Genomic DNA, 23,549 nt, shown 5'->3' on the forward strand with positions numbered 1-23,549 from the left:
ATCAGATCGCGTCTTCGTTCTCTTCGCCGGTACGGATGCGAATGACGCGCTCCACCTCGCAGACAAAGATCTTGCCATCACCAATCTTGCCGGTTCGGGCGGTGTTCTGGATAGCTTCCAGACAGGCATCGAGATCCTCGTCCTGGACCACCAGCTCCACCTTCACCTTGGGCAGGAAGTCGACCATGTACTCGGCACCGCGATAGAGTTCGGTGTGGCCTTTCTGGCGACCGAAGCCTTTCACTTCGGAGACGGTCATGCCGTTGATGCCGATCTCGGCCAGGGCTTCGCGCACATCGTCCAGCTTGAACGGTTTGATGATGGCTTCAATCTTCTTCATGGTGACTCCTTACCAGTTCTGTTTGCCGAACCCGGACGTGATGGGATAACGGCGATCCTTACCAAAGTTGCGGGCCGTGATGCGAGGCCCGACCGCGGCCTGACGGCGCTTGTATTCGTTGAGGTCCACGAGGCGGATCACCTTGCGCACCACCGCCTCCTCGAATCCCTCGGCCACCATGTCGGCCACGGATGCATCCTCTTCCACATAGCGCTTGAGGATGGCATCCAGAATGTCGTAGGGAGGCAGGCTGTCCTGATCCACCTGATCCGGCGCGAGTTCTGCCGAAGGGGGACGATCGATGACCCGCTGCGGGATCACATACTCCACGCTGTTGCGGTATTCGCACAGCTTGAAGACCAGGGTCTTGGGAACATCCTTGAGCACGTCAAAACCGCCAGCCATGTCGCCATACAGCGTGGCGTAACCGACCGCCATCTCGCTCTTGTTGCCGGTGGTCAGCACGATGCGACGACGCTTGTTGGAGAGCGCCATCAAGAGCACGCCGCGGCAACGGGCCTGCAAGTTCTCTTCGGTGGTGTCGCGGGCAGTCCCTTCGAACAGCGGTGCAAGCTGGGCCATGAAATCTTCGAACATGGGCTCGATGGAGATGATGTTGAATTCCACCCCCATCCGCTCGGCCTGCTCCTTGGCATCTTCGACGCTCATCTGGGCGGTATAGCGGAATGGCATCATGACCGCCTGCACCTTGTCGACCCCGATGGCATCGGCTGCGATGGCGAGCGTCAGTGCCGAGTCGATCCCGCCGGAAAGACCGAGTACGGCCCCCTGAAAACCGTTCTTGGTGACATAGTCGCGCACCGCCAGTACCAGTGCCTGATAAGTCTCGGCCAGCGGCTCGAGCGGCGCGGCAGGCTCCCGCTCCTTCACCGGTTCACCGTCAGCAAAGCGCACCAGCGCCAGCTCTTCGGCGAAGGGGGCCAGCTTGTGAGTCAGCTCGCCCTGGCTGTTGAACACCTTGGAGCAACCGTCGAAGATCAGCTCATCCTGGCCACACACCTGGTTGAGGTAGACCAGCGGCAAGCCAGCCTGCTCACAACGCTCCACTATCAGCTCGCGGCGGATCCAGGGTTTCTCCTGATCGTAGGGGGAGGCGTTGATGGTGATCAGCACGTCGGCACCAGCGGCCTTGACGGCCAGCGCCGGTCCTGGTTGCCAGAGATCTTCGCAGATGAGCAATCCCAGACGATGGCCACGGAATGGCACCACGCAGCTCTCGGTCCCGGCCGTGAAGTAGCGCTTCTCGTCGAAGACACCGTAGTTGGGCAGATCCTGCTTGAAGTAGCGCGCCACCAGCTTGCCCTGCTCATAGAGAGAGGCCGCGTTGTAGAGCTTCTCCCCTTCACGCCAGGGGTGCCCCACCAAAATGGCGCATTTGCCCTGCCATGCGGCGACTCGGGCCAGCGCAGCTTCTGCCCGGATCATCAGATCGGCGCGCAGCAGCAGATCTTCAGGCGGATAGCCAGTCAGGGCCAGCTCGGAACACACCAGCAGATCGGCACCTTGCAGATCTGCCTCGGCGGCGGCAGCCAGCACCTTGTCACAGTTATCTTCGATAGCGCCTACCGTCAGATTTAACTGGGCAAGCATCAGAGAGAGGGCGTTTGCCATGGCGATGCATCTTGAATTCGAAAATGATGGGGAATGATAAAGAAAAGGCGCTGGCTGTGCCAGCGCCTTGGGGGGAAGGGGTATCATTACTCCCCACCCTGTCTGACTAAATGTAGGCCCCGGCCTCCATATCACCGCGCTTCAGGTTAGGGCACTGTGGTGCACGTCGTCGTCGGTGTCGGCGTCGCTGCTGGCGATGCGGTCAGCAATGTCTCCTGTACCATCATCACGCATCCCCCTACCGAAGTGCCGCTGGCAGGCAGGGTAAAAGTCTGAGAGGCTGGCGTAATCTGGTAACCACTCTTCGACAGGGTCAGCGTAAAACTACTGCCAGGTACCCCGCTGCACGAATAATTTGGTTTTGCCGGTTTGCCCAGATCCAGCACCTGACACGTCACATTGGCATTGTTGACGCCAACGGTCAGGCCAATGGAGGTGGCATCGCAAGAGACCGAACTGTTTTTCAAGCCATTACCGTTGCCCGTCGTCTTCAGCTGCAAACATTCTACGATCCCGTGAATGCTGGCAACCGGTTGGTCTTGGATACTGACCAGCATGGTAGAGGTCATGGCTGCTGTGACATCCTCAGGCAGTACGGGTGACCCCACAACCCCCGAATTCCCCTGATAGCTTTTCACCGTGATGGTGATCGGGCTATCGGCGGGCGGTGTACCAGAGAAGGTCGTACTCTTGGCCGTCAGCACCCCACGACTGTAAGTGCCGTAATAGTTGTTGTCCGGGTCGACGATAGTGGCAATCGGCTGGCTGGTCACGGTGCCCTTGTCGGTGTCACTGCTACTCCATTCGCTCAGCAGAGTCATGTTCACATCCTGAAAGGGGATCTTGGCCAGAATCGGTTCGCTCACTCCCCCTTCAAAGACTTCATCACTTAGATAGCTGGGGGGCATGATATCCACGTAGATACCACGGCTTATCAATTGCCTGGAGCCGATCGATGTCGACAAGGCGGTGGTACCGTCACCAACCCGATTTGCCGCCAGCCAGCTATTGAATGACTGGATCGCCGGGGAGGAATTGGGGGCAGACCAACTGTTATCAGTTGTGCCAGCGAAGGCCGTTTTCTGCCATTTGGCATGCTCTGTTACCACATAGGTTACATAGGCCTGATAGTTTGCCAGATTGGTTGCATCATTCAGAAAGCTGGCCGAAAAACTGGTCAGGCTCGCAAGACGCCAATCCGGTGCAGGTCGGTAGAAACCATCAATGCGGATGAAGCGGCAGGCATCCTGATAATCACCTGTACTGGCAGCCACCAGATTGGCACCGCTCGCTTGGTATCTACCTCTGCTCGTATTTAGCGGGGCATAATAGCCCGCAAACCCTTGGGTACTCACATCATAATGTTCGCTGCAGCAGGTCGAGCAGAGTGTTTCCTGTTGATTGGCATTGCCCTTCAGCATCCCGACCGACTTGCTCAACTGTGTACCCGACTTCCAATATTGCAGGTCATCCGACTCGATATAATAGGGACGTGCAGGCAAATAAGCCGTTCCCGTACCACCGGAAAAAGTGCAGCTGCAATAAACCGTGGCAGTATCCTGCACCGACTGCCTCTGGCTGCCGGATCCTATTGTCTGGTAAGTCGCTGTATCAAATTGAATGGTTCGGCTGGAACTGGAGCCCCCCGATATATGGGGTAAAGGCTTGCTCGTCTCTTTATTGCTGCCATTACCAAGCGCTACCGCGACCACGTCCGGAACGCTTCCCTTTGTATAGTCAACGATGGGGTTTTCACGGGGTTTGACCAGACCATCCCCTGTTTCATCGCTGGTGAAGGAGCCGGTGGGGGAAATAGCTCCAGCTAGCTCCAAATAACGACCGGAGCCATCATTGTCATTCCAGGTGACTCTCACCACAATCCGCTTGCGTTCCGGATAGTCGTAAAGATAAGTGGCAGGCTGGGTTGTCGACCAGACACCACCGTTCAGAAACTGATTGGTAACCGTCCAGTTCACTGAATAGCTGTCATTCGAGAGTGACTGGCTGCCGCTACCGGTGGCAATGTCTTTATAAGCAGTAAGTGGCGGGGTCGCAGTGCGTACTTCGTTGAAGTTGCGAAACTCATCGAGCTTTGACTCAGCCAATCGCATGGCGATTTCGTAGCGCCCTCCTTCCCGGGCCGCGCTCAACATGCCACGTGCCAGCGAGACCAGCCCGGCCACCCCCACCCCGAGCAGCACCAGGGCAATCAGGATCTCCAGCAGACCAAATCCTTTCTGCTTGTTCATATGCGCTCCTCGCCTTACCAATCCCGCCAACTGCCGGGCACCATCTTTGTGGTCTGAAAACTGGCGCCCTGCTGAACACCGTCAAGCACGGATTGATCGTATTTGACATTGAAAGTACCGCTGGTGATATCGATAGGGGCATTGGCAATCAGGGAGCCATTCACCGTTGCCGTACCATTCGCTTTCACCCGTGGAGAGTTACTCGGATCATCAGAATGCGCGAAGATGATGCCATTGAATACCAAACCGCCATTCATAGTCAGATCACCATCCCGGACAATCAGAACCACGGGAGCAGCCGCACTTCCGATCAGGCTCGCAGTGAAGTCGCAATCGACACCGACATCGACAATAAAAATCCCGGTCGATGCAGCCCCAAGAGAGCTGCAATTGGGGATAGAGATCGCCCCGTTATCGAACATGTTGGCCCAACCTTCATCGGTATCCGGCTCTCCAAACAGGTACCAGAGCAGATCATCTGGGAAGGCGGGATCATTTGCCTTGATATCTGCTCCTATATCGTTCGTATCGCTTAGATTGGTGCTGCAACTGCCTCCGCTATAGTCCCCCTGATGGCAGGTCTGCCAGGAACCACTGCCCCCGACAGCCTGATCAGACCAAACCGACAACGGCACACCTGGCCCACCACCGTTGGGATTCGAGACCACGGTAAAGTTCCCCCCGATAGAGGTCCCCCCGGCAACCATCAGCGGCACCGCCTTTGCAGCGGAGAGTAGATGATAGCCTGCCACCTGAACCCGCACGGTGGCGGTTCCCAGATTGCTGGGCAAAGTGGCGGTGGATACCAACTCTACCGGCGTCACATCAAGAGTATTGGGGGGGGATCCGACCGTGATCGGCGTTGTGTTGGTCGCAGTAAGCAGATATGTGCCTTGCGCCGAGCTGACCGTCAAGCCGCCGCTGGGAATGGCAATACCGGCATCCTGCCGGCTCAGACCATCGGCAATGCCCAGCTCAGCCAGCGCCAGGGCCTGCCGATATTGCACCTCGTTGACGCTAACCTTGCGGTCGGCCACCATCAGCTTCCCCACAAGCAGGGAAATGCCAACAAGGATAAGGATCAGCAGCAGGGTGACTGTAAAGGTAGTGAAACCGGCGTGACGTTTCATGGCATCAAAACCCGTCGTTGCGCAGCTTGATATCCCGCTGCAAAGTGAGCGTCAGGGCCGGGGATTTAATATCGTTGCCCGTGATAGTAAGTCTGATGCTTCTGACCCCTGTGGAAACGGAACCGGAGAGCATGCTAAAACTCAGCGCACTGACCGCAATCGTGTCATCGGAGCTGAGCTTGCTGCCTGCCGAACAACTGGCTGTGTCTCCTTGATCTAGCCTCACTGCCTTGTCGGCACTGCTGTAGTTATAAAACCGAGTCTCACCGGCCGCAGAGGTGTTGTCCAACACACCATCCGCATTGTCGTCGTATTTCACCTTGATGCAGCCGCTCACCAGATCTGTGGCCGGATCGAAATAGAATGGGGAGGTCGCACCAGAAACCAATGTATGTGCAGCTGCACTGGCGTCATAACCTGCACGCTGGATATCACGGGCCATCATGTCCGTAATCGATTGAAGTTCCTGATTGAGGCGACTGACCTGCATGGCAGTCTTGTTGGCCTTGAGTATGCTAGCAAATAGCGCCGAAGCGGCGGCGACCAGTAGCAAACCCGCCACCATGGCCACCATCAGCTCTACCAGATTGAAGCCCTGATTGTGTCTCAAGAGCATGAGGGAACGCCTCCCACTTTGCTGCCTGTAGGCGCACAGGTAGATACCCGCCCCACATTGTTGGAGACAACCCGCAGGTTATAGGTATCAGAGCTCAGCTCAATATTACCCGCAGCTAAAGTCCCCCTGCGTGGTGAAAAGGTGAGTTTGCCTCCGGTATAGCTGGCGGTCAGGGTGAGACCCGGATATTCACTGGCATCGCCACCTTTTCGCCCTTCCACGCTGGAGCAACTGTCGGCGCAGCTGTTACAGGTACCCGCCCCATCTACCGCCACCCGATAGCACCAGCCGCTCAGTCCGCTGTTGAAAATGATGAGGGTGAGATTGCTGTTACGTTTGACCGCCTCGGACTTGAGCAACATAACATCGGTGTAGATGGCCTGGGTGGCGGCCCTGACCATCTGTTCCTGGCGCAGCGAACGATAGCTGGGGAGCGCGACAGCGACCAGGATCGCCACCAATGTCAAGGCGAGTATCAGCTCTATCAAGGTAAAGCCGGACTCCGGCCTGATCCGCATTTCCATGTTTGCCTAGACTCCTGTCTATAGCCCGTTCTCGGGCTGGCGAGTACTATCCTATGATAGTCCCAACTCACTTATGGAACCATGCCGATGCCGCTACGCTTCGCAAGAGGAATAACGTTGATTGAATTGATGGTCGTGGTCGCCATCGTGGCCATCATTGCCGCCATTGCCTATCCCTCTTTCCAGAATGGATTGTTACACTCCCGACGCGCCGATGCATTCAAGACTCTGATGACCATGCAACTCAAACAGGAGGAGTATCGGATCACCAGCAGCGCTTACAGCACGAACCTGGCGGATCTTGGCAACCCCAGCAGCAACTATTACAGTTTTTCCGTGGTTGCGGCCTCGACCAGTGCCGCCACCTACAAGCTGCAAGCTCAGGCCAGCGGAGCTCAGAGCAATGATACCGGTTGTACCCTGCTCACCATCACCAAGGCCGATGTGAAGGAGCCTGCCGACTGCTGGAAGTGAGCCTTTATAACCATCAGCACACGGTTGAAGATACCTGAGAGGAATACCTCTCATACATAGGTCATGGATAGGGAAAACACAGGAATAAGAAGAAAGTGAAGCCTGTACCAATCATGACCCTTTCCCCGGAAGCGCCTTTGGCCTCGATGCTGGAGTTGCTCGCTCTGCCTACAAAAATGCCGGCTCTTGGCCGGCATTTTCATCAGAGGATACGAAGTTCGGGGGGGACTTCGAATACCACGTTTTCCTCGCGGCCCGGATGCTCCGTCACTATCTTGCCCCCCAGCTCACGCAGACGGGCGATAACGTTTTGTACCAGCACATCGGGTGCAGAGGCACCCGCAGTGACCCCGATACGCTCGACACCGTCCAGCCAGTGAGGGTCAATCATGGACGCATCGTCGATGAGGTAGGCCTGGGTACCCACCTTCTCGGCCAGCTCCCGCAGGCGGTTGGAGTTGGAGGAGTTGCGCGATCCCACCACCAGCATGGCATCCACCAGCCCCGCCATCTCCCGTACCGCATCCTGGCGGTTCTGGGTGGCGTAGCAGATGTCATCCTTACGCGGCCCCTGGATCTTGGGGAAGTGGGCCCGCAGCGCATCGATCACGTCCGAGGTCTCGTCCACGCTGAGGGTGGTCTGGGTCACGAAGCAGAGGTCATCCGGGTTCTTCACCTGGAGCTTGGCCACGTCTTCCGTCGTCTCCACCAGATACATACCCCCCTCGCGATTCTCGTACTGCCCCATGGTGCCGATCACCTCGGGGTGGCCGGCATGGCCGATGAGCACAGCTTCGGAGCCCTTGCGACTGGCGCGATGGACCTCCATGTGCACCTTGGTCACCAGCGGGCAAGTCGCATCGAACACCTTGAGAGCGCGGGACTTGGCCATCTCTCGCACCGCCTTGGAGACGCCGTGGGCGGAGAAGATGACGATGCTGTCGTCCGGCACCTCATCCAGCTCCTCGACGAAGACGGCGCCCGCCTCCTTGAGCTTGTTCACCACGTAGCGGTTGTGCACCACTTCATGACGGACATAGATGGGGGCACCGAACTTCTCCAGTGCGCTCTCGACGATGCTGATGGCGCGGTCGACACCGGCACAGAAGCCACGGGGATTTGCGAGCAGGATATCCATCAGTGCACCTTCTCCTCGTCATCAACCCCCAGGATCTCCACCTCGAAGGTGACGGTGTGGCCGGCCAGAGGGTGGTTGAAATCGACCGTCACCGACATCCCTTCCACCGCCCGGATGATGCCCGGCAGCTCGCTGCCGTTGGGCTGGTCGAACAGTATGATGGTACCGACCTTGGGCTCCACCTCGGCGCCGAACTTGGCGCGGTCCAGATGGTAGATGTTGTCGGGGTTGGAGAGGCCGAACGCCTGTTCCGGTGCCAGGGTAAAACTCTTGCTCTCCCCCTCGCGCAGCCCTAGCAGACACTGCTCGAAGCTCGGCGTCAGGCTGCCATCCCCCATCCGCAGACGGGCCGGCTTGCCGTGCAGCGCCGTGCTGTCGGCCACCGAGCCATCTTCCAGCTTGATGGAGAAGTGGAACAGCACGCTGCTGTCTGCTGCTATCTGCCGACTCATGAGGTCACTTCCTTCTTCTTCTCGCTGCGAAAACCGTCCAGCACGATCATTGCGGCACCGATAAAGATGAAGCTGTCGGCTAGGTTGAATGCCGGCCAGTGGGCACGTCCCCAGTAGAAATCGAGGAAGTCGACCACGTGGCCCAGCACCAGCCGATCAAACACGTTACCGAGCGCCCCACCAATGATCAGCGAGTAGGCGATGCCGCTCCAGCGCTGGGTGACGGATTGCTTGCGCAGCCAGTGGATCAGCAGGCCGCAGATGGCGAACGCCAGCACGGCGAAGAACCAGCGCTGCCAGCCCCCCTGATCGGCCAGGAAGCTAAAGGCTGCCCCCTTGTTGTAGACGTGGACCAGGTTGAAGAAGGGGGTGATCTCCACCCCCGGGTAGCCAAATGGCAGCAACTTGACCACGGCGAGCTTGCTCGCCTGGTCCAGTACGAAGGCCAGCACCGCCAGCCACAGCCAACGCAGGCCGGTTTTGTTGTTCATCTCGTTTTGAGTCATGTTCATCAGGCAAATTGACGCGTTTCGCCGTCACCCTCGACGTTGGTGACACAGCGGCCACAGATCTCTTCGTGGCCTGCGATGGTACCCACGTCTTCCACATGGTGCCAGCAGCGGTCGCACTTGGCAGCGACAGACTGGGTCACGCTCAGCCACAGGTCATCGCGCTCGGTCGCCACTGCGTCTACCGGAGCGGCATCGATGCTGACCACCTTGGCCTTGGAGGTGAGCAGCACGAAGCGCAGCTCATCGGCCAGGGCGTTCAGGCGTGCAGCCAGCTCAGGCTTGGCGAACAGGGTCAGTTCGGCTTGCAGGGAGCCACCGATGCGTTTCTCGCCACGGGCCACTTCCAGCGCCTTGTTCACTTCACCGCGCACGGTGAGGATCTCGGCCCAGAACTCGTCGTTCAGCACTTCGCCCGCTTCCAGCCCGAACAGGCCGTCGTACCACTCCTCGGTGAACACGAACTCGCCGCGCTCGCCCGGCAGCAGAGCCCAGATCTCGTCGGCAGTGAAGCTCATAATGGGCGCCATCCAGCGCACCATGGCTTCGGCGATGTGATAGAGGGCGGTCTGGCAGGAGCGACGGGCCAGGCTGTCGGCCTTGGCGGTGTACTGACGATCCTTGATGACGTCCAGATAGAAGGAGCCCATCTCGATGGAGCAGAACTGCATCAGCTTCTGGGTCACGCCGTGGAAGTTGTACTCGTCGAACGCGGCCATGATCTCGGCCTGTACCGCCTTGGCACGGCCTACGGCCCAACGATCCACCACCACCATGTCGGCCGGTGCCACCATGTCGGTCGCCGGATTGAAGCCGTTCAGGTTGGCCAGCAGGAAGCGGGCGGTGTTGCGGATACGGCGATAGGCGTCGGCGGAGCGCTTGAGGATCTCGTCGGAGACGGTCATCTCGCCGGTGTAGTCGGTGCTGGCGACCCACAGACGCAGGATGTCGGCACCCAGCTTGTTCATCACGTCCTGCGGGCTCACCACGTTGCCGATGGACTTGGACATCTTGCGGCCCTGACCGTCCACTGTGAAGCCATGAGTCAGCACCTGGTTGTAGGGGGCCTTGTCCTTCATGGCGACGCCGATCATGAGCGACGACATGAACCAGCCGCGGTGCTGGTCAGAGCCTTCCAGATACATGTCGGCCGGCTTGCCGTTGAACTCGGGACGGGCATCGACCACGGAGGCGTGGGTAGAGCCGGAGTCAAACCAGACGTCCAGGGTATCGGGCACTTTCTCGTAGTTGTCAGCGTCCGCGCCCAACAGCTCGGCCTTGTCCAGATCCCACCATGCCTGGATACCGGACTGCTCGACCCGCTTGGCCACCTCTTCCATCAGACGCACGGAATCCGGGTGCAGCGCCTGGGTATCCTTGTGGACGAACAGGGAGATGGGCACGCCCCAGGTACGCTGACGGGAGATACACCAGTCAGGACGGTTCTCGACCATCGCCTGAATGCGGTTCTTGCCCCAGGCCGGGACCCAGCCACTCTGGCCGTGCTGGGCAATGCCCTCTTTCTCGATGCGCTCGATCTCTTCCAGCGCACGCTGCCGAAGACCCTTCTGCTCCATGCTGATGAACCACTGGGGGGTGGCACGGAAGATGATCGGGGTCTTGTGACGCCAGCAGTGCGGGTAGGAGTGGTTGAACACCTTGTGGTGCAGCAGGGCGCCACGCTCGGTCAGCACCTCGACCACGGCCGCATTGGCCTTGAACACGTGCTGGCCGGCAAACAGTTCGGTATCCGGCAGATAGACGCCGTTGCTGCCAACCGGGTTGGCCACTTCCAGACCGTACTTCTGACCGACCACGAAGTCTTCCTGACCGTGGCCAGGGGCGGTGTGCACGGCGCCGGTACCGGCGTCCAGGGTGACGTGATCACCCAGCACCACAGGCACGTCGAAGCTGTAGAAGGGGTGGTTGAAGCGCAGCAGCTCGAGCGCCGCGCCCTTGGCGTAGCCCAGGTTGTGGAAGTGCTCGATGCCGGCACGATCCATCACGTCCTTCACCAGCTCGGCGGCCAGGATCAGACGCTCGGGATTGTCACCCTCGACCTGCACCAGCGCATAGTCGAGATCGGCGTGCATGGCAATGGCGCGGTTGGCCGGCAGGGTCCACGGGGTGGTGGTCCAGATCACGGCAGAGAGGGGCCCCTTGCCGGTGTGGCCTTCGGCGCAGTCAAACTTGGCGGCCACGGCAGCCTCGTCGACGGCCTTGAAGCGCACGTCGATGGAGGGGGAGTTCTTGTCGTAGTACTCCACCTCGGCTTCAGCCAGCGCGGAGCCGCAATCGGTACACCAGTGCACCGGCTTGGAGCCTTTGTGCAGGTGGCCGTTTTCAACGATCTTGGCCATGGAGCGGATGATGTTGGCTTCGGTGCCAAAATCCATGGTCAGGTAGGGGTGTTCCCAGTCACCCAGCACGCCCAGACGGATGAAGTCGGTCTTCTGCGCTTCGATCTGGGTCTTGGCGTATTTGCGGCACTCTGCGCGGAATTCGGCGGCGGAAACCTTCTCACCCGGCTTGCCGACCATGCCTTCCACTTTCAGCTCGATGGGCAGACCGTGGCAGTCCCAGCCCGGCACATAGGGAGAGTCGAAGCCGGAGAGGCCCTTGGACTTGATGATGATGTCTTTGAGGATCTTGTTGACCGAGTGACCGATGTGAATGCTGCCATTCGCATAGGGGGGGCCATCGTGCAGAATGAAAGAAGGCTTGCCCGCTTTGGCGCGGCGAATGGCGCCGTAAAGATCCTGATCGTACCAACGTTTCAGCATGTTGGGTTCGCGCTTGGCCAGATCGCCGCGCATCGGAAACTCGGTTTCCGGCAGATTCAGGGTATGTTTATAGTCGCTCATCAGTCCTGGGTTCCCTTCTTTTCTAAAAGAGTGCTGGGTAAATGAAATTGTGGCAGCCCGAACCAGGCTCGGGCCGCCAGGGCATCTCGTTCGATCTGCTCTTTCAAGGCGGTGAAAGAGTCAAATTTCTGCTCTTCGCGCAGCTTGTGGCGAAGCAGCACCTTGACCTGCTGACCGTATAGATCACCAGAAAAATCAAATAAATGTACTTCCAATCTGGCTTGTGTACCGCTCAAGGTCGGCCGTACACCCACATTGGCGACACCGGGGAAGATCTTGCCGGAACATACCACTTCCACCGCGAACACGCCACCGACCGGGATCACCTGGCGCTTGAGGGCCAGGTTGGCGGTGGGAAAACCTATGGTGCGCCCCAGCTTGTCACCGTGGGCCACCCGACCACTGATGGCATAGGGGCGGCCGAGCATCAGCTCCACCTCCGCCATGCGGCCCGCCTTGAGGGCCTCGCGCACCAGGGTGCTGCTCACCCGTTGGCGGGACAGCTGGAAACTTTGGGTGCTGATCACTTCGAAACCGAAGCGGCGGCCCGCCTCTTCCAGCAGGTGGAAGTCCCCTTCCCGCCCCTTGCCAAAGCGAAAATCGTCGCCCACCACCAGATAGTGCACGCCGAGTTTCTCCACCAGCAGTTGCTCGATGAAGGTACTGGCCGCCTGTTCGGCAAAGCGGTGGGTGAAGCGCACGCAGAGCATGCGATCGATCTGCATGGCCTTGAGGGCTTCGTATTTCTCTCGCCAGCGGCTGAGGCGGGCGGGTGCCGCAGCACCGGCAAACAGCTCCAGCGGCTGGGGTTCGAACAGCATGACACAGGCTGGCAAACCCAGCTGGGCCGCTTTTTCCTGCAAGCGGGCCAACACCGCATGGTGCCCCTGATGAACCCCATCGAAGTTGCCTATGGTCAATACACAGCCCCGGTGACGGGCCTTGATATTGTGAATGCCGCGAATAAGCTCCATCAGTGCCTTGTGCGTTGCTGCCATGGAAATCGGCGGATTATATATCAGGCAGCAGGCAGGGTCAGCCCTGCATTACCCCGATTTCAGCCATCCCGCCCGGTTCCCCGGGCTCGGCCAGGGCCATTCTCCCCCGCCGGTCGCCCGGCCCCCCTCTCCTGCTCTGCTATCCCGACCTGCCCGCAGCGCCTTGCTTCCAAGCCGTCATTACGGCTGCTGATCGGCTCTCAGGTGTCGTGGCCTTATGCCCAGCGCCACCAGCACAATCCCGTACACAGCCCCGCCGAGGCAGAGCAGCAAGGTCAGCTCAAGACTGGCTTTGCCCATGCTCCAGGCGCCCCACTGGGCGAGATCCGGTGACAGGTAGGCGAGCCCCCCCCCCATCAGCACAGTGGCAACCAGCAGTTTGAGGCAGAACACCCCGGTGTTGCGGGAGGGGCGGTAGACATTCTGTTGATAGAGCCCCTTGAACAGCAAGGCGGCGTTCAGGGTGCCAGAACAGGCGGTAGCGAGCGCCAGCCCCACGTAACCGAGCGGGTAAATGAAGATGAGGTTGCAGACCATGTTGGCCACCATGGCCATGATGCCTATCCGCACCGGGGTCTTGGTGTCCTGGCGGGCATAGTAGCCCGGCGCCAGCACCTTGATCAGCATCAGGGAGAGCAACCCTGTGGTGGAGGCCAGCAAGCTGGCGCTGGACATGCTCACCTCGTGCAGGCCGAACTCGCCGCGCATGAAAAGCACCCGCAGTATGGGCTCACGCAGCACGGCGATGCCCACCATGGCGGGCATGCCGAGCAGCATCACCATTCGCATACCCCAGTCCATGGTACGGGAGAAATCCGCCGGATCCGCATCCACATGCTTGCGGGCCAGGGCTGGCAGGATGACGGTGCTGATGGCCACCGCGAACAGGCCGAGGGGAAACTCCAGCAGGCGATCAGAGTAATACAGATAGCTGATGGCGCCGGTGGCCAAGAAGGAGGCCAGCATGGTGTTGATCAGCAGATTGATCTGGCTGACCGAGACACCAAACAGGGCCGGGATCATCAGGGTACGGATCTTCACCACCCCGGGGTGATGCCAACCCCACTTGGGCCAGACCAGCATGTTGAGTTGGCGCAGGAAAGGATACTGGAACAGGAACTGCACCAGGCCACCGAGGAAGACACCGATCGCGAGGGACAGCTCGGGGCGATCCAGCAAGGGGGCAATCCACCAGGCGGCCCCTATCATGGTGATGTTGAGAAACACCGGCGTGAACGACGAGACCGCGAAACGGCCGAAGGTGTTGAGGATAGCCCCCGCCATGGCGGTAAAGGTGATGAACCAGAGATAGGGGAAGGTGATCTTGAGCATCAGGCTCGCCAGCTCGAACTTCTCGGCCGCAGGCCCGCCGTGCAGCCAGTCCCAGAACCAGCCCCAGCCGAAGACGGCGGTCAGCACCCCTGACCCCAGCACCCCCAGCAGGGTCACTATGGTGACGATGCCACCGAGCGTCCCCGCCACTGCGGCCAGCAGCTCACGCAGCGCCTGCTCGTCACCGTTTTTCTTGTACTCCGTCATCACGGGCACGAACGCCTGGTTGAACGCCCCTTCTGCAAACAGGCGACGCAAGAAGTTGGGAATGCGATTGGCGAAGAAGAAGACGTCTGCGGCCACCCCGGCACCGAGCAGATTGGCGATGACTACATCGCGCACCAAGCCCATCACACGGGATGCCAGCGTCATTCCGGACACTATCATGCCGGATTTGATCAATTTCTTACTCAAGACGAGGCCTCTGGAACTGTCGGAAAGAAAAGAATGCTGTTAGAATCGGCCGACAGTTTAACCGTCTCCCATCTGACACACCACCGGGGGGCGGTGTTTATTTGCACAAATCATTTGACAATATGTGGTTGGGAAGGCATATTTCCGGGCCTTTTCAATACACTCGCTAAGACAGTTTTAGGAGTTTTACCTTGGCTAACATCAAATCTGCTAAGAAGCGTGCTCTTCAGTCAGAGAAACGTCGTCAGCACAACGCCAGCCGTCGTTCCATGACCCGTACCTACCTGAAGAAAGTGATCGCTGCCATCGCCTCTGGCGACAAGGCTGCTGCCACTGCCGCTTTCGCTGTTGCTCAGCCGATCATGGATCGTATGGCGACCAAAGGCCTGATCCACAAGAACAAAGCTGCTCGTCACAAGAGCCGCCTGTCTGCCCAGATCAAAGCCATGGCTTAATCAGCATCCGCTGATGAAAGCTGAAAAAACCGGCCTTAGTGCCGGTTTTTTATTTGGGGTCGCTGCAGTACAGTCTGTGCAACAACCCTATCATCTCCCGTACCTCAACGCTGCGCAGGGAATAGTAGACCGTCTGGGCCTCTTTTCTTGTCGCAACCAGCTCATCCCGGCGCAATACCGCCAGGTGCTGTGATAGAGCCGATTGACTCAACCCCAGCACTTCGTTCAACTCGCCGACCGACAGCTCCCGCTCCAGCAACTGACACAGAATGAACAGTCGCCGCTCATTGGCCAACGCCTTGAGCAGGGCAACCGCACGTCCGGCATTCGCCTCCATCTCTTCCAACTGCATCTCTTACCTCTTCCTGCGAGGCGGGGATCATAGCCCCGCCCTCGACGATTTAAAATGACAGGCTTGCCGGCTGAATGGTGGCGAAGTCCTCCTGTCCGGCAAACAGGAAGGAGAAGTCACTCTCGCACACCCGTTTTACCGCCGGGTGCTGGATCATTCGCTCGGCGAAGATGACATAGTACTCCTCCATCAAATCCTGGGTCTCCCCCAGCAGCATCACCTCTTCCCCCTCCAGGATCTCCTCCCGGTAGATGGTTGGCGCCATGAAGATGCCCTGGTTGAAGAAGCCGAACGCCTTCATCAGCGCCGCGTCGTCGAACTCTCCCAAGATGCTGGGGGAGATGCCCTGCTGCTCGAACCACTGGGTCAACTGACGCCCCATGGCGGTGCGCCGTCCGGGAATGAGCAGTTTGCGTTCCTCCAGGCAGGCCGGGAATGGCAACGATGGCAGGGGAGCCTTGCAGAAGAAGCTGACGCCACAGCCCCCCAGTCGCTTGGAGAGCAGACCGGCATGTTGGCTGGAGTCCACCGGACAGTCGGAGAGGATCATGTCCAGCTTGTGTTCGCTGAGCTGCTCCAGCAAGAGTTCGTGGGTCGATTCGAAGCAGCGCAGGTGGATGGAGCCATCGTTCGGGATGACGGAGAGCAGTACCCGGCTGGCCAGACGCTTGGAGAGGGCATCGGCAATGCCGACATCGAACAGGACCTGGCTCTCCTTGCGGTAGTTGACGATATCCAGCATCTCGTAGGAGAGGCTGAACATCTTGTCGGCATAGCGAAACACCAGCTGGCCAAGTTCGGTGGCCTCGAGGGAACGGCCTTTTCTGATCAGCAACTTGCCGCCGAGGCGCTGCTCGAGCAGCTTGATCTGACCGGTGACGGTCTGCGGGGTCAAAAAGAGGGCTTCCGCCGCTTGCGTGACGGAGCCCTTCTTCTGAGTCATCCAAAAATAGTAGAGATGGTTGTAGTTAAGGTGTGACATCCGATGGGGTTCCCGCGCCAGGCGGGCTCCGGTAGCAGCTGAGTTCAACCGCCAGAATGTCATACATGTCGCTGATCGAGTCAACCTTGTTCGCGCCGAACTGCTGTTGCAGATGCGCCTTGAGACGGGCCGCATCCGGCATCCGCTCATTGCAGTAGCGCTTGTTGGACTGCTTGACTCGCTCGCCGGCCCGGCTGCTCAGGGCCCGTTCGGCAAAGGTCTCGCCGAACCTGGCCTTGGCCTGCTGATCTCCCAGCATCAGGGCGCTGTCGACCACCCCGTTGAGGTAGGCCGAGCAATTGGCCGATGCCGCATCCTGCTGGCAATCGGCCAGGCTATTCGCCCAGATTGCAGGGCTCGCCAGCAGAACTAACCATCCGAGTCTTCTCATAACCCCTCCGTGCTTTGATTAGCCTCCCCCCTCGGCAGCGATATCCGCAGGGCGATGTACCCGGCCACGGCCGCCAGGGTGGAACCCGCCAGGATCCCGAGGCGGGAATAGCTGCCGTAATCCACTCCGCCATGTTCGAACGCCAGCGACGCGATGAACATCGACATGGTGAAGCCGATGCCACACAGGATGCTGACGGCAAAGATCTGTTTGAAGTTCACTCCCTTCGGCAGCTGGGCAACCCCGAGCTTCACCGCCAGCCAGCTGATGGTGAAGATCCCGAGCGGCTTGCCGACGAACAGCCCCAGAATGATGCCCATGGGCAGCGGGCTGAGCAGGGCTGACAGAGAGATCCCCTCAAGCGACACCCCTGCGTTGGCAAAGGCGAACAGCGGCAGGATGAGGAAGGCGCTCCAGGGATGCAGCACATGCTCCAGATGCTTGAGCGGCGACGCATAACGCTTGCCGTTGAGCGGGATCATGAAGCCCACGATGACACCAGCCAGGGTCGCATGGACACCGGATTTGAGTACGGCCACCCAGAGCACCAGCCCTACCAGCATGTAGAGGCCGATCCTGTCTTCACCGCGACGGTTCATCCACAGCAGGGTCAACGTGGCCGCTACCCCTATTGCCAGTGCGCTCAGCGACAGCTGCTGGGTGTAGAACAGGGCGATGATGACGATGACACCCAGGTCATCCATGATGGCCAGCGCCAGCAGGAATACCTTGAGACTGGTCGGTACCCGCTTGCCCAGCAACGCCATCACTCCGAGGGCGAAGGCGATGTCGGTCGCGGCCGGGATGGCCCAACCAGCCCGGGTCGCCTCGTCTCCGTAGTTGAAGAAGCTGTAGATGAGCGCGGGGGCCAGCATGCCCCCCACGGCGGCAATGGCCGGGAAGGTGGCCTGCACCCGGGATGAGAGCGCCCCTTCCAGCATCTCCCGTTTGACTTCAAGCCCGACCAGCAGGAAGAAGATCGCCATGAAGCCGTCGTTGATCCAGAGCAGCAGCGGCTTGTTGATGTCGAGCGCCGCGATGCGAACCTGCACCTCGGTGTTGAGGAAGCTCTGATAGTGCTGCGCCAGGGCGGAGTTGGCCAGACCGATGGCCACGAGGGCGGCCAGGATCAGAATTATTCCGGAAGCCGACTCCAGTTTGAGAAATCTCTTGAACACGTCACTCATAAGCTAACTACCCATAAAATTGCATTTTTGCAGTCTAGAGTCCGAGGTAGTTAATGAAAAATCGTTTCTAACAGCCAATAACAACGAAAAAACCGAAGGCAAAATGTTGCATGCCTGCTATAAGCACTGGATATCCTGCCTTTTCAGCAAACACTCTCATTCTCTTTTTTGAATATAAATTCATTTCAGACATAAAAAAGGCGCCCGCAGGCGCCTTTAAAACGTGAGTGTCGAATTGTCGTCATACAGAGTCTCACGGGAGATATCTCCCCCACACCGTATGCGAGATCAGATGGCGACGGGCGCCTTGATCCCCGGGTGGGGATCATAGCCCTGGATTTCGAAATCTTCGAATTGGTAGTCGAAGATGGAGTCAGGCTTGCGCTTGATCACCAGTCGCGGCAGCGGTCGTGGCTCGCGAGAAAGCTGCAGCGCCGTCTGCTCCATGTGGTTGGAGTAGAGGTGTACGTCACCACCGGTCCAGACGAAGTCACCCACTTCGAGATCGCACTGCTGGGCCATCATGTGGGTCAGCAAAGCGTAGCTGGCGATGTTAAACGGCAGGCCGAGGAATACGTCGCAACTGCGCTGGTAGAGCTGGCAGGAGAGCTTGCCGTCCGCCACATAGAACTGGAAGAAGGCGTGACAGGGGGCAAGCGCCATCTTGTCCAGCTCACCCACGTTCCAGGCGGAGACGATGATGCGGCGGGAATCCGGATTGTGCTTGATGTCGTCCACCGCCTTCTGGATCTGGTCGATGACAGCCCCGTCGGCGGTCGGCCAGGAGCGCCACTGGGCGCCGTAGACCGGGCCCAGATCGCCGTTCTCGTCGGCCCACTCGTCCCAGATGCTGACGCCGTTCTCTTTGAGGTAGGCGATGTTGGTATCGCCGTCGAGGAACCAGAGCAGCTCGTGAATGATGGAGCGCAGGTGACACTTCTTGGTGGTCACCAGCGGAAATCCTTCTGCCAGATTGAAGCGCATCTGATGACCGAACAGGGAGACGGTCCCGGTCCCGGTACGATCGGATTTGACGGTCCCCTCGTCCAGGATCTTCTGCATCAGGTCGAGATAGGCGCGCATTACTTGGCCTCCTTGGTGGCATTGCCGAACAGACGCGGCTGCTTGTAGGCGGCCCAGATCATGAGTGCCCCGGCTACTATCATCGGGGTAGAGAGGATCTGGCCCATGCTGATCTCGTTGAAATAGAGGCCCAGCTGGCTGTCAGGCTGACGAACAAACTCCACAAGGAAGCGGAACAGGCCGTAGAACAGCAGGAACATGCCGGAGATGGCACCGCGGGGCGGGTGCTTGCGCCAGAACAGGTTCAGGATGATGAAGAGCACCACCCCTTCCAGGGCAAACTGGTAGAGCTGGGAGGGGTGACGCGGCTCCGGGCCCGCCTCCGGGAAGATGATGGCCCAGGGCACATCGGTGACCCGGCCCCACAGCTCGCCGTTCATGAAGTTGCCGATACGGCCGACGCCAAGCCCAAACGGAATGAGTGGTGCCACGAAGTCAGCCACAGTGAAGAAGTGGCGCTGGGTCTTGTGGGCGAACCAGATCATGGCAGTGATGACCCCGATCAGGCCACCGTGGAACGACATGCCCCCGGTCCAGATCTTGAACAGGTAGGTCGGGTCGGCGAGGAAGAGATCGAAGTTATAGAACAGCACGTAGCCGATACGGCCACCCAGGATCACCCCGAGGAAGCCATAGAACAGCAGATCCGACACCTCGTTGCGGGTCCAGCCGCTGTTCGGCGCATCGGCGCGGCGCCCCGCCAGCCACATGGCGAAGGCGAAGCCAAACAGGTACATGAGACCATACCAGCGTACCGATAGTGGTCCCAAACTGAATGCTACGGGATCAATCTGCGAGAAAACCCAATATCCGTCGTGCTGCATAAGCGGCCTCAATCATAAGAAAAGCCGCATTCTGCGATCATTCTTACGCAGTAACAAGACGGAATATCAATCTGGCAACTTCACCTTGTGGCCCGCCCGCAACAAGCCCCCCAGTCCGTGCTCTTCCAGATAACGGGCGAACAAGCCGCGCAGCACGTGGGGATTGTCATGCTTGAGGCCATCAGCCAGCAACGCCTTCAACTCGTCGAGGTGGGACTGTCGCAGCACGTACTTGATGCGAGAGATGTTGTGGGTGTTCATGCTGAAGCGGCGATAGCCCATGGCCAGCAGCAGCAGTACGCCCACCGGATCGCCAGCCAGCTCGCCGCACACGGACACCGGCTTGTGATAGTGCCGGGAGGTGTCGACCAGGAGTTGCAAGGCACGGATAACGGCGGGATGGAAGGCGTCATAGATGCTGGCGACCCGGGCATTGTTGCGATCCACCGCCAGCAGATACTGGGTCAGGTCGTTGCTGCCCACCGACCAGAAGTCGATGAGGGGCGCCATCTCAGGCAGGATATAGAGCGCGGAGGGCACTTCTATCATCACCCCGAGGCTGGGGTAGCGGATCACGGCATCGCGGCTGGCCGCCTCCTCCGACACCTCACGCCAGGCCTGATCCAGCAGGCGACGGGAGGCCTTGATCTCGCTGACGCTGCTGATCATCGGCAGCATGATGGCCAGGTTGTCCAGCCCTTCGCTGGCCCGCAACATGGCCTTGAGCTGCACCAGGAACAGTTCGGGGTGATCCAGGGTGAGCCGGATCCCCCGCCAGCCAAGGAAGGGGTTTTCCTCCACGATGGGGAAATAGGGCAGCTGCTTGTCCCCCCCCACGTCCAGGGTACGCATGCAGACCGGGCGATCCCGATAGGTCTCCAGGATCCCGCGATAACGGGCGGTCTGCTCCCATTCCGAGGGAAAGCTGTCCTGCAGCATGAAGGGGATCTCGGTACGATAGAGTCCGACACCGTCCGCCAGATGGTTGAGGGAGATCTCGGTATCGGCGCTGAGCCCGGCGTTGAGCAGCAGGGAGACAGGGGTACCGTCGGCGGTTTCGGAGGGCAGGCTGTCGACGCTGCGCACCAGGGTATCCAGGGCCCGTTCCTCGCTCAGCAGCTGCCGGTACTCGGTCAGGATCACCTGGTTGGGTTCGATGAAGAGATCGCCGCTGTAGCCATCGATGACCAGGGTGCGCCCACCGATATCGCCGAGGGGCAGATCCACCCCCATGATGGCCGCCACCCCCATGGCACGGGCCAGGATGGCGGCATGGGAGTTGGTGCCCCCCTTGAGCGACACCACGCCGCTCAAAAATTCCCGCGGGATCTCGGCGAGTATGGTGGCGGTCACCTCGTCGGCGACCAGCACCACGGGCTCGCCTATGGTGAGCTGCTCGGGCTCGTCCTGCACCAGGCGGCTGATGAGCCGCTGGGCGATGTCTTTCACATCAGTGGAACGCTCCCTCAGGTAGGGATCCTTCATCCCCTTGAACTGCTCGATCAGGCGATCGCTGACGAGCTTGACCGCGGAGATCGCGGTCCAGTGCTCCTTGCTGACCTTGTTGCGGATAGGCTTGATATAGCCGGGATCATTCAGCAGGTGCAGATAGATGTCGAAGATAGCGACCGAGTCCTGGCTGTAACTCTCGCGAAAGCGCAGGGCCAGGCTCTCAAGATCGTGGCGCACCTCCTCCACCGCCAGCTCGAGACGGGCCAGCTGCTTGGCATGATCCTCGTCCTTGCGCGGGGTGATGGTGTTGAGCGCCTTGCGCGGACGCCACACCCAGGCCTTGGCGATGGCGATGCCGCTGGCCCCGGCGATGCCGCGCAGCGGCTTGCTCCAGTCCGTCTTCTGCAACCACCCCTTGGCCTGGGCATGGGCGATACGGGCAGCGAGCTGCGCCGCCAGCGTGACCATGAAGGACTCTTCCCCCTCATCGAAGAAGCGGCTCTCCTTCTGCTGTACCACCAGAATGCCCACCACCTGGCGCTGGTGCATGATGGGTGCACCGAGGAAGGAGCGGAACGCCTCCTCGGCCACATCGGGCAGGAACTTGAAACTGGGATGTGCGGGCGCATCGGCCAGGTTGATCAGCTCTTCACGCTGACCCACCAGACCGACGATGCCCTGCTCGAATGGCAGGGTGGCCTTGCCCACGGCCGACTCGGCAAGACCATCGGTGGCCGCCAGCCGGTAGCGACGCATCTCGGGCTCGGCGACATAGACGGAGCAGCAGTCCACCGTCATGGCGAGCCTGGTCTGGCTTACCAATGCTTGCAGGGCCTGTTCGAGGGTATTGGCCTCGGCCATGCTCTCCACGATGCGTCTGAGTTCCGTCAGCAACTAGTCATGCTCCTTAGCGCGAGCGGTTGCGCCGCCCATCCTTTCGATTAGCCTGCACCACGGGGACTGGCATCGCCAGCGGGGCAAACTCCTTCATCACCCGGCGGTAAACTTCCCGCTTGAAGGAGACGACCTGGCGAACCGGGTACCAGAAGCTGACCCAACGCCAATCATCAAATTCCGGGTGACCATGACAGCCAAACTGGATCCTGGACTCTTTGCCGGGATCGAGCTGCAACAAAAACCATTTCTGCTTCTGGCCAATACAGACCGGTGAACTGTCCCAACGGACAAGACGCTTGGGTAAACGATACTTCAGCCAGTTGCGACTGGTCGCCAGTATGGTCACATCGTCCGGCTTGAGGCCTATCTCCTCATACAGCTCACGATACATGGCCTGTTCCGGCGATTCACCATCATCAACCCCCCCCTGCGGAAACTGCCAGGAGTGCTGCCCATAGCGCTTAGCCCACAATACTTGTCCGTCACGGTTACAGATCACGATGCCGACATTGGGACGAAATCCGTCACCATCTATCACGTGATCACCTTATAAAGGCTGAATCTATAAAGGGATTGTTCCACATTCACTCCGTGGCGGCAAACAGGGACTGTCATCTTCCATTCATGAATAACTTGCTATTTCAAGCAAAGTTATAAACAAACCAGAAGCACAAGCCGGGCAAGTTGCCCACCCAGACTGTGCATAAACCTGTGATCAAGCAGGTATATACAGTAGTTTGATACTGTGCCCTCTCACCGAGTCATATCATAACCGATTCATCAGATAACAGAATATGCATTTAAATACATAAACTTATACTTTGATTACTGGATCTGGATCCATGCGTTTCGCCCCCAAGGATCCTCCATGTCAATTGTGAACAAGTTCGACTGCTCAAAGATCCACCAAGGCTGATTTATCCACAGATATGGCGCACTATCTGCACCGAAATGGCGAGAAAAAATGGCGTGCTCTCACATTTATTTCTGATGACGAGCTCCGTATCACCACTTTCTCCCAGTTATCCAAGATTTCTGTGGATAAGTATGTGAAACAGCCGACCCAAACCCTTGGACAACTCATTCGGGCGGAGATCTCCCCCTTTACCAGGCTGGAGAAAAAAGCCAAATTTCTTTAAAATCATCGCGATATATATAAATCAACGATCTCCCCCCCTCTGTGCATAGCTGGACAGGGATCGGTTACAAAATCGACGATCCTTGGCAAGGATCCACCTTGCCAGGGCCGTTCTC

22 protein-coding genes are annotated in these 23,549 nt (G+C 59.1%); 2 read left to right on the forward strand and 20 right to left on the reverse strand.

Features of this window, described 5'->3' with window-relative positions; all coding sequences use genetic code 11:
• Position 1: 1 nt before the first annotated feature.
• The 6 genes from glnB to I6L45_RS03385 form a co-directional block, all read right to left on the reverse strand.
• Positions 2 to 340 carry a nitrogen regulatory protein P-II gene (glnB, locus tag I6L45_RS03360; protein ID WP_005308848.1) on the reverse strand — a complete coding sequence of 113 codons (339 nt, stop codon included), beginning with the start codon at positions 338 to 340 and terminating at the stop codon, positions 2 to 4.
• Between the two features lie 9 nt (positions 341 to 349).
• A complete protein-coding gene (locus I6L45_RS03365; protein WP_216983452.1) occupies positions 350 to 1,972 on the reverse strand; it encodes an NAD+ synthase in 1,623 nt (540 codons plus the stop codon).
• A 146-nt stretch (positions 1,973 to 2,118) separates the two neighbouring features.
• Positions 2,119 to 4,221 carry a prepilin-type N-terminal cleavage/methylation domain-containing protein gene (locus I6L45_RS03370; RefSeq protein ID WP_216983453.1) on the reverse strand — a complete coding sequence of 701 codons (2,103 nt, stop codon included), beginning with the start codon at positions 4,219 to 4,221 and terminating at the stop codon, positions 2,119 to 2,121.
• A 14-nt stretch (positions 4,222 to 4,235) separates the two neighbouring features.
• Complete coding sequence (locus tag I6L45_RS03375) at positions 4,236 to 5,351, reverse strand: PilX N-terminal domain-containing pilus assembly protein (RefSeq protein WP_210549508.1); 1,116 nt, start codon at positions 5,349 to 5,351, stop codon at positions 4,236 to 4,238.
• 4 nt (positions 5,352 to 5,355) lie between these two features.
• On the reverse strand, positions 5,356 to 5,967 hold the full coding sequence (locus I6L45_RS03380) for a prepilin-type N-terminal cleavage/methylation domain-containing protein (RefSeq protein ID WP_254204366.1): 612 nt from the start codon (positions 5,965 to 5,967) through the stop codon (positions 5,356 to 5,358).
• Positions 5,958 to 6,491 (reverse strand): GspH/FimT family pseudopilin, encoded by a 534-nt coding sequence (locus I6L45_RS03385; protein WP_216983454.1) that lies wholly within the window; start codon positions 6,489 to 6,491, stop codon positions 5,958 to 5,960. Before I6L45_RS03385 ends, I6L45_RS03380 begins: the two co-directional genes overlap by 10 nt.
• A gap of 87 nt (positions 6,492 to 6,578) precedes the next feature.
• On the opposite strand from I6L45_RS03385, the gene I6L45_RS03390 reads away from it, so the two are divergent.
• Complete coding sequence (locus I6L45_RS03390; protein WP_216983455.1) at positions 6,579 to 6,965, forward strand: type IV pilin protein; 387 nt, start codon at positions 6,579 to 6,581, stop codon at positions 6,963 to 6,965.
• A 202-nt stretch (positions 6,966 to 7,167) separates the two neighbouring features.
• Here I6L45_RS03390 and ispH read toward each other — a convergent pair whose 3' ends face one another.
• The 6 genes from ispH to murJ form a co-directional block, all read right to left on the reverse strand.
• The gene (gene ispH / locus I6L45_RS03395; protein ID WP_216983456.1) at positions 7,168 to 8,103 is read right to left on the reverse strand and encodes a 4-hydroxy-3-methylbut-2-enyl diphosphate reductase; all 936 of its coding nucleotides are present in this window, start codon (positions 8,101 to 8,103) and stop codon (positions 7,168 to 7,170) included.
• Complete coding sequence (fkpB, locus tag I6L45_RS03400) at positions 8,103 to 8,555, reverse strand: FKBP-type peptidyl-prolyl cis-trans isomerase (RefSeq protein WP_216983457.1); 453 nt, start codon at positions 8,553 to 8,555, stop codon at positions 8,103 to 8,105. The genes ispH and fkpB overlap by 1 nt, the downstream gene beginning before the upstream one ends.
• The gene (lspA, locus tag I6L45_RS03405) at positions 8,552 to 9,067 is read right to left on the reverse strand and encodes a signal peptidase II (RefSeq protein WP_210549502.1); all 516 of its coding nucleotides are present in this window, start codon (positions 9,065 to 9,067) and stop codon (positions 8,552 to 8,554) included. The genes fkpB and lspA overlap by 4 nt, the downstream gene beginning before the upstream one ends.
• Positions 9,067 to 11,928: an isoleucine--tRNA ligase gene (gene ileS / locus I6L45_RS03410; RefSeq protein ID WP_216983458.1), complete on the reverse strand. Its 2,862-nt coding sequence runs from the start codon at positions 11,926 to 11,928 to the stop codon at positions 9,067 to 9,069. The genes lspA and ileS overlap by 1 nt, the downstream gene beginning before the upstream one ends.
• Positions 11,928 to 12,902 carry a bifunctional riboflavin kinase/FAD synthetase gene (gene ribF, locus I6L45_RS03415; protein WP_210549546.1) on the reverse strand — a complete coding sequence of 325 codons (975 nt, stop codon included), beginning with the start codon at positions 12,900 to 12,902 and terminating at the stop codon, positions 11,928 to 11,930. The genes ileS and ribF overlap by 1 nt, the downstream gene beginning before the upstream one ends.
• Positions 12,903 to 13,106: 204 nt before the next feature.
• Positions 13,107 to 14,672 carry a murein biosynthesis integral membrane protein MurJ gene (gene murJ, locus I6L45_RS03420; protein WP_216983459.1) on the reverse strand — a complete coding sequence of 522 codons (1,566 nt, stop codon included), beginning with the start codon at positions 14,670 to 14,672 and terminating at the stop codon, positions 13,107 to 13,109.
• A 191-nt stretch (positions 14,673 to 14,863) separates the two neighbouring features.
• Between murJ and rpsT the strand changes: the two genes are divergently transcribed.
• The gene (rpsT, locus tag I6L45_RS03425; protein ID WP_005308808.1) at positions 14,864 to 15,127 is read left to right on the forward strand and encodes a 30S ribosomal protein S20; all 264 of its coding nucleotides are present in this window, start codon (positions 14,864 to 14,866) and stop codon (positions 15,125 to 15,127) included.
• Positions 15,128 to 15,176: 49 nt separating this feature from the next.
• Here rpsT and I6L45_RS03430 read toward each other — a convergent pair whose 3' ends face one another.
• The 8 genes from I6L45_RS03430 to rppH all read right to left on the reverse strand — a co-directional run bounded on the left by I6L45_RS03430 (position 15,177) and on the right by rppH (position 22,833).
• Positions 15,177 to 15,479 (reverse strand): metalloregulator ArsR/SmtB family transcription factor, encoded by a 303-nt coding sequence (locus I6L45_RS03430; protein ID WP_043757678.1) that lies wholly within the window; start codon positions 15,477 to 15,479, stop codon positions 15,177 to 15,179.
• A 49-nt stretch (positions 15,480 to 15,528) separates the two neighbouring features.
• Positions 15,529 to 16,461 carry a transcriptional activator NhaR gene (gene nhaR, locus I6L45_RS03435; RefSeq protein ID WP_043757675.1) on the reverse strand — a complete coding sequence of 311 codons (933 nt, stop codon included), beginning with the start codon at positions 16,459 to 16,461 and terminating at the stop codon, positions 15,529 to 15,531.
• A complete protein-coding gene (locus I6L45_RS03440; protein WP_216983460.1) occupies positions 16,448 to 16,852 on the reverse strand; it encodes a hypothetical protein in 405 nt (134 codons plus the stop codon). Before I6L45_RS03440 ends, nhaR begins: the two co-directional genes overlap by 14 nt.
• On the reverse strand, positions 16,849 to 18,039 hold the full coding sequence (gene nhaA, locus I6L45_RS03445) for a Na+/H+ antiporter NhaA (protein WP_043757670.1): 1,191 nt from the start codon (positions 18,037 to 18,039) through the stop codon (positions 16,849 to 16,851). Before nhaA ends, I6L45_RS03440 begins: the two co-directional genes overlap by 4 nt.
• 288 nt (positions 18,040 to 18,327) lie before the next feature.
• Entirely contained in the window at positions 18,328 to 19,122 is a 795-nt protein-coding gene (gene thyA, locus I6L45_RS03450; RefSeq protein WP_043757667.1) for a thymidylate synthase, read from the reverse strand.
• Positions 19,122 to 19,946: a prolipoprotein diacylglyceryl transferase gene (gene lgt, locus I6L45_RS03455; protein WP_043757665.1), complete on the reverse strand. Its 825-nt coding sequence runs from the start codon at positions 19,944 to 19,946 to the stop codon at positions 19,122 to 19,124. The genes thyA and lgt overlap by 1 nt, the downstream gene beginning before the upstream one ends.
• Before the next feature lie 66 nt (positions 19,947 to 20,012).
• Entirely contained in the window at positions 20,013 to 22,292 is a 2,280-nt protein-coding gene (gene ptsP, locus I6L45_RS03460; RefSeq protein WP_210549497.1) for a phosphoenolpyruvate--protein phosphotransferase, read from the reverse strand.
• A 13-nt stretch (positions 22,293 to 22,305) separates the two neighbouring features.
• The gene (gene rppH / locus I6L45_RS03465) at positions 22,306 to 22,833 is read right to left on the reverse strand and encodes an RNA pyrophosphohydrolase (protein WP_082035008.1); all 528 of its coding nucleotides are present in this window, start codon (positions 22,831 to 22,833) and stop codon (positions 22,306 to 22,308) included.
• Between the last annotated feature and the right edge of the window lie 716 nt (positions 22,834 to 23,549).

The sequence above is a fragment of the Aeromonas sp. FDAARGOS 1415 genome (assembly GCF_019048365.1).
Lineage (GTDB): Bacteria > Pseudomonadota > Gammaproteobacteria > Enterobacterales > Aeromonadaceae > Aeromonas > Aeromonas taiwanensis.

Coding starts and splice junctions, on each gene's coding strand:
- I6L45_RS03380 (WP_254204366.1), bottom strand. CDS start 5,967: ATGCTCTTGAGACACAATCAGGGCTTCAATCTGGTAGAGCTGATGGTG.
- ispH (WP_216983456.1), bottom strand. CDS start 8,103: ATGGATATCCTGCTCGCAAATCCCCGTGGCTTCTGTGCCGGTGTCGAC.
- ileS (WP_216983458.1), bottom strand. CDS start 11,928: ATGAGCGACTATAAACATACCCTGAATCTGCCGGAAACCGAGTTTCCG.
- I6L45_RS03370 (WP_216983453.1), bottom strand. CDS start 4,221: ATGAACAAGCAGAAAGGATTTGGTCTGCTGGAGATCCTGATTGCCCTG.
- nhaR (WP_043757675.1), bottom strand. CDS start 16,461: ATGTCACACCTTAACTACAACCATCTCTACTATTTTTGGATGACTCAG.
- glnB (WP_005308848.1), bottom strand. CDS start 340: ATGAAGAAGATTGAAGCCATCATCAAACCGTTCAAGCTGGACGATGTG.
- I6L45_RS03375 (WP_210549508.1), bottom strand. CDS start 5,351: ATGAAACGTCACGCCGGTTTCACTACCTTTACAGTCACCCTGCTGCTG.
- ribF (WP_210549546.1), bottom strand. CDS start 12,902: ATGGAGCTTATTCGCGGCATTCACAATATCAAGGCCCGTCACCGGGGC.
- lgt (WP_043757665.1), bottom strand. CDS start 19,946: ATGCAGCACGACGGATATTGGGTTTTCTCGCAGATTGATCCCGTAGCA.
- I6L45_RS03430 (WP_043757678.1), bottom strand. CDS start 15,479: ATGCAGTTGGAAGAGATGGAGGCGAATGCCGGACGTGCGGTTGCCCTG.
- nhaA (WP_043757670.1), bottom strand. CDS start 18,039: ATGAGTGACGTGTTCAAGAGATTTCTCAAACTGGAGTCGGCTTCCGGA.
- I6L45_RS03365 (WP_216983452.1), bottom strand. CDS start 1,972: ATGGCAAACGCCCTCTCTCTGATGCTTGCCCAGTTAAATCTGACGGTA.
- I6L45_RS03440 (WP_216983460.1), bottom strand. CDS start 16,852: ATGAGAAGACTCGGATGGTTAGTTCTGCTGGCGAGCCCTGCAATCTGG.
- I6L45_RS03390 (WP_216983455.1), top strand. CDS start 6,579: ATGCCGCTACGCTTCGCAAGAGGAATAACGTTGATTGAATTGATGGTC.
- thyA (WP_043757667.1), bottom strand. CDS start 19,122: ATGCGCGCCTATCTCGACCTGATGCAGAAGATCCTGGACGAGGGGACC.
- I6L45_RS03385 (WP_216983454.1), bottom strand. CDS start 6,491: ATGGAAATGCGGATCAGGCCGGAGTCCGGCTTTACCTTGATAGAGCTG.
- lspA (WP_210549502.1), bottom strand. CDS start 9,067: ATGAACATGACTCAAAACGAGATGAACAACAAAACCGGCCTGCGTTGG.
- fkpB (WP_216983457.1), bottom strand. CDS start 8,555: ATGAGTCGGCAGATAGCAGCAGACAGCAGCGTGCTGTTCCACTTCTCC.